Origin of the sequence: Pseudomonas sp. YeP6b, from assembly GCF_025642995.1 — a bacterium.
Lineage (GTDB): Bacteria > Pseudomonadota > Gammaproteobacteria > Pseudomonadales > Pseudomonadaceae > Aquipseudomonas.
In genome coordinates this window covers 3,902,629-3,913,145 of record NZ_CP080090.1, presented here as the reverse complement: position 1 = coordinate 3,913,145, position 10,517 = coordinate 3,902,629, and the positions used below count along the sequence as shown (strand labels likewise).

Here is a 10,517-nt window from a genome sequence, read left to right as displayed (position 1 = left end):
GGGGCGTGGCGTGCAAGCATTAATCGAGTCGGTAGGGTCACTTTCGGCGCAACAAAAGAAAGCGTTGGCGGTAATGCTCAAGCAGCAAGGCATCAACCTGTTTGAGATTGCCCCGGTTTTCAAGCGTCAGGAAGGCGAGCCGCTGCGACTCTCTTATGCCCAGGAGCGGCAGTGGTTTTTGTGGCAGCTGGAGCCGCAGAGCCCTGCCTACCATTTGCCGCGAGCGTTGCGCTTGAAAGGCCAACTGGATCGGGCGGCCTTGCAGCGCAGCTTCGATGCCTTGGTTGCCCGCCATGAAAGCCTGCGTACCCATCTGCAGCAGGACGTCGACGGGGTGTTGCAGGTGGTCCGCCCGCACCAGCAGGTTGAGGTTGCTTATGAAACGGGCGATGCCTCGCAACTTGAGGCCTGGGTGCAAGCGCAAATTGCCCATCCTTTCGACCTGGAGCAAGGCCCCTTGCTGCGGGTCAAGGTCTTGCAACTGGCACCGGATGAGCATGTGCTGGTACTGGTGTTGCACCACATCGTGTCTGATGGCTGGTCGATGCAGGTGATGGTCGATGAGCTGGTGCAGATGTATGTCGCCTACAGCCAGGGCAAAGACGTGCAACTGCCCGCGTTGCCGATTCAATACCCGGACTATGCGCTGTGGCAGCGCAGTTGGATGGAGGCTGGCGAGAAAGAGCGCCAGCTGGGTTACTGGCGTGAGCGGTTGGGCGGTGAGCAACCAGTGCTGGAGTTGCCGTTGGACCACCCACGGCCGGCGGTTCAGAGCTACCGTGGCGCACGCCTGGATGTCAGCGTGGAGGCAGCGCTGGTCAATGGTCTCAAGGCATTGGCGCAGCGTGAGGGCGTGACCCTGTTCATGCTGTTACTGGCGTCGTTCCAGACGCTGTTGTATCGCTACAGCGGCCAGTCGGATATCCGCGTCGGCGTGCCGATTGCCAACCGCAATCGCGCAGAAACTGAGCGTCTGATCGGGTTTTTCGTCAACACCCAGGTGCTGAAAGCGGATATCGACGGGCAAATGACTTTCAGCCAGGTGTTGGCGCAGGTCAAGCAGCGCGCCCTGGAAGCGCAGAGTCATCAGGACTTGCCATTTGAACAGTTGGTCGAGGCCTTGCAGCCCGAACGCAGCCTGAGCCACAACCCGTTGTTCCAGGTGATGTTCAACCACCAGACCGAAGGCCATAAAACGCGTGCTGCGCAGCAATTGCCAGGCTTGGCGTTGGAGGCTTTGGAGTGGGGTGATCAGAGCGCGCAGTTTGACCTCAGCCTGGACACTCAGGAGTCACCCGAAGGCCTGGCGGCTTCGTTGACCTATGCCACCGACCTGTTCAACGCGGCCACCGTTGAGCGCATGGCGCAGCATTGGCAGGCACTGTTACGGGCGGTCGTCGCGCGCGCGGGAAATCGCGTCGCGCAACTGGCGATGTTGACCAAGGATGAGCAGCGCCGCGTGTTGCACGATTGGAATCACGCTGCTGCCGCGTTCGTAGAGTCGACGGGCGTGCAGAGCCTGTTTGAGGTGCAGGCGCGGCAACGGCCGGAGGCTATCGCCCTGTGCCTGGGTGAGCAAACCATCAGCTATGCCGAGCTGAACCGGCAAGCCAACCGCCTGGCCCATTATCTGATCGACCAAGGCGTCGGCGCCGAAGTGATGGTGGGCGTGGCGGTGGAGCGCTCGTTTGCGATGGTGGTTAGCCTGCTGGCGGTACTCAAGGCCGGTGGTGCGTATGTGCCGTTGGACCCGCAATACCCGCGCGAGCGCCTGTTGCACATGCTTGAAGACAGCGCTGTGCGCCTGGTGGTGTGTCAATCGTCAGTGCCGTTGCCGCTGCCGGAACACATTGAGCGGCTGGATCTCGATCGCCTCGATGGCGACCTGCAAGGCCGCTTTGAGCACAACCCCCAGGTCCAGGTCGATCCGCAGAACCTGGCTTACGTGATCTACACCTCCGGTTCCACCGGCAAGCCCAAGGGCGTGGCGATCAATCACGCGGCACTCACTGAATTCTCCAGTATTGCCGCCGGTTATTCGCAGTTGACCCAGGCAGATCGCGTGCTGCAGTTTGCGACCCTGAACTTCGATGGGTTTGTCGAGCAGTTGTACCCGGCACTGACCCACGGTGCCACGGTGATTCTGCGCGGCCCCGAGTTATGGGACAGCGCGCGGCTGTATGAGGAAATCATCACCCAGGGCATTACCCTGGCCGATCTGCCAACCGCCTACTGGAACCTGTTCCTGCTCGATTGCCTGGCCACCGGGCCGCGCGCTTACGGCGCGCTTCGCCAGGTGCATATCGGTGGTGAAGCCATGCCGCTGGAGGGACCGGCGCAATGGTTAAAAGCCGGCCTGGGCCATGTACGATTGCTCAATACCTATGGCCCGACTGAAGCGACGGTGGTGTCGAGTGTGCTGGACTGCACATCCGCCAGTGAAATCATCGGCGCCACGGCCAGCCCGATTGGCCGCGCGTTGCCAGGTCGTGCCCTGTACGTGCTGGACCGCGACCTGAACCTGGCGCCGTTGGGCGCAGTGGGCGAACTTTACATCGCCAGCCACCGTGGCTTGGCACGCGCCTATTTGAACCGCGCAGTGCTCACGGCTGAACGCTTTGTGCCGGACCCGTTCGGTGACACCGGCGAGCGCCTCTACCGCACCGGCGACCTGGCGCGGTGCCGCGCCGACGGCGTCATTGAGTATGTGGGGCGGGTCGACCACCAAGTTAAAATCCGTGGTTTGCGTATCGAACTGGGCGAAATCGAAGCGCTGTTGCTGGCCCAGCCGGGTGTGCGCGAAACCTTGGTGCTGGCGGCCGACAATCAACTGGTGGCCTACCTGGTCGCCGAGCAGCAAGACGCCGAAGCGCTCAAGGCCGCGCTGCGTGAACAGCTGCCGGACTACATGGTGCCGGCCCACTTGGTCTTCCTTGATCGCATGCCGTTGAACCCGAACGGCAAGCTGGACCGTCAGGCACTGCCCAAACCTGATGCCTGCCAATCGCTGCAGGCCTGGGTCGCGCCGGTGACTGAGCTGGAACAGCAAGTTGCTGCTGTATGGGCTCAAATCCTTGGTGCTGAACGGGTAGGGCTGACGGATCACTTCTTTGAAATGGGTGGCCATTCGCTGTTGGCGATGCAGGTGGTCTCACGCCTGCGCCATGCATTGGGCCGTGAAGTGCCACTCAAACTGGTATTCGAACAACCGCGCCTCGAAGGCTTTGCCGCCGCCTTGCACGCATCGGAGGCGGTGGTGGGCGAACAGGCGCCGGCACTGGTTGCGGTCGGACGCGATCAACCGTTCCCGCTGTCCTATGCCCAGGAGCGCCAGTGGTTCCTTTGGCAGCTGGACCCCGGCAGTGCCGCTTACCATATCCCCAGTACCTTGCGCCTCAAGGGACAGTTGGATACCTCCGCGTTGCAGCGCAGTTTCGATGTGTTGGTCGCCCGCCATGAAAGCCTGCGCACGTACATCGAACCGCAACCGGACGCTGCACGGCAGGTTATTCGCGCGCAGATGGCGTTACCCATCCCGTGCGTTGACGTGCAAGAACCCGACGTGCAGGCGCACGTTGAAGCCGAAATCGCGCGGCCGTTCGACTTGCAAGCAGGGCCGTTGCTGCGTGTGACGTTGCTGCGCGTGGCAGCGGACGAGCATGTACTGGTGCTGGTGCAACATCACATCGTCTGCGACGGTTGGTCGATGCAGGTGATGATCGACGAGCTGGTGCAGCTCTACCAGGCGTTCAGCCAGGGCCAGTTGTTGCAATTGCCGGTGATGCCGATCCAGTACGCTGACTTTGCCGTATGGCAGCGTACTTGGATGGAAGCCGGTGAGAAGGCGCGCCAACTGGCCTACTGGCGCGAACTGTTGGGTGGCGAGCAGCCGGTGCTGGAGTTGCCGTTCGACCACCAACGCCCCGCGCAGCAGAGCCATCGCGGTGCGCGTCTGGATGTGCCATTGCCCGTCAGCCTGGCCCAGAGCCTTAAAGCTCTAGCTCAGGCCCAGGGCGTGACGATGTTTATGCTATTGCTGGCCTCGTTCCAGACGTTGCTGCACCGCTACAGCGGCCAACAGGACATTCGCGTCGGTGTGCCGATTGCCAACCGTAATCGGGTCGAGACCGAGCGCCTGATTGGCTTCTTCGTCAACACCCAGGTGCTCAAGGCCGACCTCGACGGGCACCTTACGGTTGCCGAGCTGCTGGCCCAGGTCAAACAGCGTGCCCTGGATGCCCAGGCCCATCAGGACCTGCCGTTCGAGCAACTGGTGGAAGCCTTGCAGCCGGAGCGCAGCCTGAGCCTCAACCCGTTATTCCAGGTGATGTTCAACTATCAGAGCGAAGGGCGGCTGGGCGCCCCGTCGCAGACGCTGTCGAATTTGCACATTGAAGGCCTGGAGTGGGAGCGCCGTACCGCGCACTTCGACCTCGACCTGGATGTGCATGAAAGCGCAGAAGGCCTGTGGGCCTCGTTGGGCTACGCCACCGATTTGTTCGAGCCTGCGACCATCGAGCGCATGGCGCGCCATTGGCAGAACCTGTTGCAGGCGATGGTTGCTGACCAGCAGCAAACCGTTGCCCAACTGAAGCTGCTGGACTATGACGAGCAGCAGCACATTCTGCAGCTGTGGAATCGCACTGACTCGGGCTTCTCGGCGCAGCGTTTGGTGCATGAATTGGTCGCTGATCGTGCACGGGAAAACCCGGATGCCGTGGCGGTTAAATTCGATGCGCAGACCCTGACGTACGGCGAATTGGACCGCCAAGCCAATCGCCTGGCTCACGCGCTGATCACCCGTGGTGTCGGCCCGGAAGTGCGCGTGGCGATTGCCATGCCGCGCAGTGCCGAAATCATGGTGGCGTTCCTCGCCGTGCTCAAAGCCGGTGGCGTCTACGTGCCGCTGGACATTGAATACCCGCGTGATCGCCTGCTGTACATGATGCAAGACAGTCGCGCCAAACTGCTGCTGACCCACACCAGTGCCTTGCAGCAACTGCCGGTCGCCGATGGCCTGGCTACCTTGGCCATTGACCGAACAGAGGAGTGGAGCGGTTACAGCGACACCGCGCCGCAAGTCGACCTGGACGGCGACAACCTCGCCTATGTGATTTACACCTCCGGCTCCACCGGCATGCCGAAGGGCGTGGCCGTTTCCCACGGCCCGTTGGTGGCGCACATCATCGCCACCGGCGAGCGCTACGAAACCAGCCCGGCCGATTGCGAACTGCACTTTATGTCCTTCGCCTTCGACGGTTCCCACGAAGGCTGGATGCACCCGCTGATCAATGGCGCCAGCGTCTTGATCCGCGATGACAGCCTGTGGCTGCCGGAATACACCTACGCACAAATGCACCGTCACAACGTAACGATGGCCGTGTTCCCGCCGGTGTACCTGCAACAGTTGGCTGAGCATGCCGAACGCGACGGTAACCCACCGGCGGTACGCGTTTACTGTTTTGGCGGCGATGCCGTCGCTCAAGCCAGTTACGACCTGGCATGGCGCGCGCTGAAACCGACTTACCTGTTCAACGGCTACGGCCCGACCGAAACCGTGGTCACGCCGCTGCTATGGAAAGCCCGTCGAGGCGACCCATGCGGTGCCGTTTACGCACCCATCGGCACACTGCTGGGCAACCGCAGCGGCTATGTGCTGGATGCACAACTCAACCTGCAACCGATTGGCGTGGCCGGCGAGTTGTACCTGGGCGGAGAGGGCGTGGCCCGTGGTTATCTGGAGCGCCCGGCCCTCACCGCCGAGCGTTTTGTACCCGACCCATTCGGCAAGCCCGGCAGTCGTGTGTATCGCAGCGGCGACCTGACCCGTGGCCGTGCGGATGGTGTGGTGGATTACCTCGGCCGTGTCGACCATCAAGTAAAAATTCGCGGCTTCCGTATCGAACTGGGCGAGATCGAAGCGCGCTTGCGCGAACAGGACAGCGTCGGTGAAACCGTGGTTGTGGCCCAGGAAAGCCCGAGTGGTAAGCAACTGGTGGCGTATGTCGTAGCGGCAACCGCCCACGTCAACGAAACCGAGTTCCGCGAAGCCCTGCGCCGCGCTCTGAAAACCTGCCTGCCGGACTACATGGTGCCGGCGCATTTCATGTTCCTGGCGCAAATGCCGTTGACCCCCAACGGCAAACTTGACCGCAAGGGGCTGCCGCCGCCGGATACGGCGCAGTCGCAGGGTGTGTGGGTTGAACCGGTCACGCCGTTGCAGCAGCAGGTGGCAGCGATCTGGGCGCAGGTGCTGGGGGCCGAGCGTATTGGCCTGACTGACCACTTCTTCGAGCTGGGCGGGCACTCGTTGCTGGCCATGCAGGTGATCTCTCGCGTGCGGCAACTGCTTGAGCGCGAAGTGTCACTGCGCACCTTGTTTGAACAGCCGCAACTGCAAGGGTTTGTGCTGGCGCTGCAGGCCGCTGATCGTGACCTGGCGCCGACGATGGTGGCGGTCGGGCGCGATCAGCCGTTAGTGCTGTCCTTTGCTCAGGAGCGCCAGTGGTTTCTTTGGCAACTGGACCCCCACAGCGCTGCCTACCATATTCCGAGCATTTTGCGCCTGAGCGGTCAGCTGGATCAGCAGGCTTTGCAGAGCAGCTTTGACGCACTGGTCGCACGGCATGAGAGCTTGCGTACCTGTATCAATCAGCAGGATGAGCGCGTGGTGCAAGTGATTCGCCCGGCCGAGCCGGTGCTGATTGCGCGGGTAGATGCCCTTGAAGCTACGCTACAGCAACAGGTGGAAGCCGAAATTGCGCGGCCTTTCGACCTGCAACAAGGGCCACTGCTGCGCGTCACGCTGATGCGCCTGGCGCAGGACCTGCATGTGCTGGTGCTGGTGCAGCACCATATCGTCTCCGATGGTTGGTCGATGCAGGTGGTGGTCGATGAGCTGGTGCAGGTGTACGGCGCTTACCGCCAGGGTGAGGTGGCGCAGTTACCGGCGTTGGCGTTGCAGTATGCCGATTACGCGCACTGGCAGCGCCAGTGGATGGCGGCCGGGGAGCGCGAGCGCCAATTGACGTATTGGCGCGCGCTGCTGGGGGGCGAACAGCCGGTCTTGGAGCTGCCGACTGCGCGTGCGCGTCCGGCGGTGCAAAGCTATCGTGGCGCGAGCCTGGACGTCGAGTTGCCGGCGCAATTGGCCGCTGGGCTCAACGCCTTGGCCCAGCGCGAAGGTGTGACGGTGTTCATGCTGTTGCTGGCGTCATTCCAGGGCCTGTTGTATCGCTACAGCGGCCAGCGCGACATCCGCGTCGGGGTGCCGATCGCCAACCGCAACCGTGTCGAAGTCGAACGTCTAGTGGGTTTTTTCGTCAACACCCAAGTGCTCAAGGCCGAATTCGACGAGCAACTCACCGTTCGCCAGTTGCTGCAGCAGGTCAAGCGCCGCAGCCTGGATGCCCAGAGCCACCAGGACCTGCCGTTCGAGCAATTGGTCGAAGCGTTGCAGCCGGAGCGCAGCCTGAGCCATAACCCCTTGTTCCAAGTGTTGTTCAACCACCAGAACGATGCAGGCCTGGCCACCCAGGGCCGACACTTGCCTGACTTGCGTGTGGAAGGCTTGGACTGGGGCAGCCAGACCGCGCAGTTCGACCTGAGCCTGGACACCCAGGCATCGGCGGATGGCATCTGGGCCACACTCACCTATGCGACTGACTTGTTCGAGCCGGCGATGCTCCAGCGCATGCTTGGTCACTGGCAGAATATCTTGCAAGGCATGCTCGACGACCCGCAGCAGCGCGTCAGCCAACTGCCGATGCTGGACCGCACTGAGCAACGGGTGGCGCTGCAAGACTGGAACGCGACCGAGCAGGGCTACACGCAGCAGCCCGTTCACCAGTTGATCGAAGCGCAAGCCCAGCGTACCCCGCATGCGCAGGCGTTGGTCTTTGCCGAACAGCGCCTGACCTATGCTGAGCTCAACCGCCGCGCCAACCGTCTGGCCCATTGTCTGATGGCGGCGGGTGTCGGCCCGGATGTGTTGGTGGGGGTCGCCGTCGAGCGTTCGATTGAAATGGTCGTCGGCCTGCTGGCGGTGCTCAAGGCCGGTGGCGCTTATGTGCCGTTCGATCCTGAATACCCGCGCGAGCGCCTGGCCTACATGCTGCAAGACAGTGGCGTGAAGCTGCTGCTGACCCAGGCGCATTTGCTCGAGCAACTGCCGATTTCCCCAGGGTTGGAATGCCTGGTAGTGGGAGAGTCCGGGTTCGAGGGTTACAGCGATACGAACCCTGGCATAGCACTGTCTGGCGAAAACCTGGCTTACATGATTTACACCTCCGGTTCCACCGGCCAGCCCAAAGGCGCAGGTAACCGGCACTTGGCGCTGACCAACCGCTTGTGCTGGATGCAGCAAGCCTACGCGTTGAGTGCCAGTGACACGGTCTTGCAAAAGACCCCGTTCAGCTTCGATGTCTCGGTGTGGGAGTTTTTCTGGCCGCTGATGACGGGCGCAAGCCTGGTGGTCGCCGCCCCCGGTGATCATCGCGACCCCGCCAGGCTGGTGGCGCTGATTAACGCCGAACGCGTTACCACGCTGCACTTTGTGCCGTCGATGCTGCAGGCGTTCCTGCAAGACACCACGGTGGGCACCTGTCAGACCTTGCAGCGCATCGTGTGCAGCGGCGAAGCGCTGCCGGTGGATGCGCAGCAGCAGGTATTCACCAAGCTGCCGCAGGCTGCCTTGTATAACCTGTATGGCCCAACTGAAGCGGCTATCGACGTGACCCATTGGGTTTGCGTTGACGAAGGGCGTGACACGGTGCCCATTGGCCAACCCATCGCCAACCTGCGGACCTACGTGCTGGATGCGGATCTGCAGGCGGTTGCCGTGGGCGTGGCGGGCGAATTGTACTTGGGCGGCATCGGGCTGGCGCGCGGCTATCATCGGCGCCCGGGGCTCACGGCCGAACGGTTTATTGCTTCACCTTTCAAGTCGGGAGAGCGTCTGTACCGCACCGGCGACCGCGTCTGCCAGCGCGCCGACGGGGTTATCGAATACCTGGGGCGCCTGGATCATCAGGTTAAGCTGCGCGGCCTGCGTATCGAGTTGGGCGAGATTGAAGCGCGCATCCTCGAACATCCACAGGTGCAAGAGGCCTCGGTGCAGGTTATCGACGGCAAGCAGCTTGTGGGCTATCTGGTATTGCAGGCCCCGAGCGAGCACTGGCGCGCGTCTCTCAGCGCGTATCTCCTGGCGCATCTGCCTGACTACATGGTGCCGGCGCAGTGGGTGCTGCTGGCGCAGATGCCTCTAAGCCCCAATGGCAAGCTGGATCGCAAGGCATTGCCAAGGCCCGGTGCGGATCAACGGGAGCGTGCCTATCAGGCGCCGCAGAGCCCATTGGAACAGCGCCTCGCGATTATCTGGAGCGAGGTCCTAGGCGTCGAACAAGTGGGCTTGAATGACAACTTCTTTGAGCTGGGCGGGCACTCGCTGCTGGTGCTGATGCTCAAGGAGCGCATCCGCAAGGCTACCGGGACATTGCTGTCAGTCAGCCAATTAATGCTCAACCCGACGGTGGCGGGGCAGGTGGCGTGCCTGGGCGGCGACACCCGCCACTCGCTGATCGTCAAACTCAACAGTCAGACCCAAGGCACGCCACTGTTCCTGTTCCACCCCAGCTACGGTTCGGTGCATTGCTACAAGGCCATCGGCCTGGCGCTGCGTGAGCAGCGGCCGGTGCTTGGCGTGATCAGCCGGGCACTGGTCGATGAGGGCAGTGAAGTACCCACCTGGCAGGCCATGGTGGAGGACTACACCGCACAGCTGCTCGAGGCCGTGCCGCAAGGCCCGTATCGCTTGGCCGGCTGGTCCCTGGGCGGCAACTTGGCCATGGAAGTCGCTTACGCGCTGGAGCAGGCTGGGCGGGTGGTGGAGCTTGTCGGTTGGATCGACGCATCGCCGCCGTATTGGCTCAGGGCCTACTGGGACACGGCGGTGGTGGCGGATGACAGTGAGTTGCCGGTCAATCAACGTCGCGTGGAGCTGTTACAGGTCATGTTCCCGGACTCAAGCCAGTCGATCCAGGTTGCCTGGTTGCAAAGCCAGACGGTTGCTGGTGAAGAGGCGCAGCAATGGCAGGCCTTCAGCGCCTGGGCCGAAGGTGCGCTGGGTGAGACCTTTCTGGAGATCAAGAACTCCTTGCTTGATGGGGATGAAGCGCAGATCTCCTGGGCGCTGGATCGCGCCCTGGGCCAGCGCCTCAAGGATGCCGACTTCAAGCCGATCAACGCGCCGATCAGTTGCTGGTGGGCCGCCGCGAGCCGGGCTGGCCAGCATCGTCAGTTGATAGAAGCAAGCATGGAGCAGGTCATGGGCTGGCCGTGCATTGAGCAGTCAGTGTTGATCGACTCTACCCATGATCGAATCATCGATAACGCCGCGTTCGTGCAGAGCTTTGCCGATGCAATGAAGTAACACCCCGTGTAAAAGCAATGCCCCTGGACAGGTGCCCAGGGGCGTTTTTTTATGCGGGTTATTCAGCACAGGGCCTTTTCAGCGGGCA

General features: G+C 62.3%; 1 protein-coding gene. It reads left to right on the top strand.

All coding sequences use genetic code 11. The features are described from left to right. Positions 1-10 precede the first annotated feature (10 nt). A complete protein-coding gene (locus KZH41_RS17505) occupies positions 11-10,429 on the top strand; it encodes an amino acid adenylation domain-containing protein (protein ID WP_412548772.1) in 10,419 nt (3,472 codons plus the stop codon). Positions 10,430-10,517: the final 88 nt, after the last annotated feature.